We start from the raw sequence: 803 nt of genomic DNA, 5'->3' as shown, positions 1-803 counted from the left end.
GGGGCGACTGCCGGCACCGGCGGGGTGCGCGGCCGGGGCGGCGGGGCGGCGCAGGCCGCACGTCGCGGCTCGGTCTCGGACCACCCCGCACCCCACGCCCGCATGGCGCGGGTGCGCCAGCCGAAGGCCGACGCCATCGCCGCGCCCGACCTCGTGGTCGACGACCCCGACGGCGACGCGGACTTCCGCGGCATCGGCTGGGGCTCGACCTACGGCCCGATCAACGCCGCGGCCCGCCGCGTGCGCAAGCTGGGCCACTCGGTCGCCACCGTGCACCTGCGCAACCTCAACCCGATGCCGGGCAACCTCGGCGACGTCCTGGGCGGCTACCGCACGGTGCTCTGCCCCGAGATGAACCTCGGCCAGCTCGCCATGCTGCTGCGCGCCGAGCACCTGGTCGACGTCAAGAGCTACACCAAGGTCGCCGGGCTCCCGTTCGGCGCCGAGGAACTCCAGGACGTGTTCCTGGACTACCTCACCGGCAAGCACCCGGAGTCGGCGGCCGACGTCGCCGACGAGACCACTGGAGCGCAGGCATGACCGCCACCGACCTGGGCCTGCCGTCCATCGGCGGCCTCGACGGGGTCCCGACGACGGACGCGAAGCAGACCGCGAAGGACTACACCTCCGACCAGGAGGTCCGCTGGTGCCACGGCTGCGGCGACTACGCCGTCCTCGCCGCCGTCCGCCAGTTCCTCCCCCCCCTGGGCATCAAGCGCGAGAACGCCGGCGTCGTCTCCGGCAGCGGCTGCAGCTCGCGGTTCCCCTACTACCTCAACACCTACGGGATGCACTCCATCCAC

2 pseudogenes are annotated in these 803 nt (G+C 73.5%); both read left to right on the top strand.

What is annotated here, in order from left to right:
• Positions 1-540: pseudogene (locus tag D8M34_RS19160) on the top strand (2-oxoacid:acceptor oxidoreductase subunit alpha); the annotation flags it as partial.
• A pseudogene (locus tag D8M34_RS18440) lies at positions 537-803 on the top strand (2-oxoacid:ferredoxin oxidoreductase subunit beta); the annotation flags it as partial. The pseudogenes D8M34_RS19160 and D8M34_RS18440, both read left to right, overlap by 4 nt.

Source organism: Microbacterium sp. HSID17254 (genome assembly GCF_003989315.1).
In the GTDB taxonomy this organism is placed as follows: Bacteria; Actinomycetota; Actinomycetes; order Actinomycetales; family Microbacteriaceae; genus Microbacterium.
This window is presented reverse-complemented; position numbering and strand designations above follow the sequence as displayed.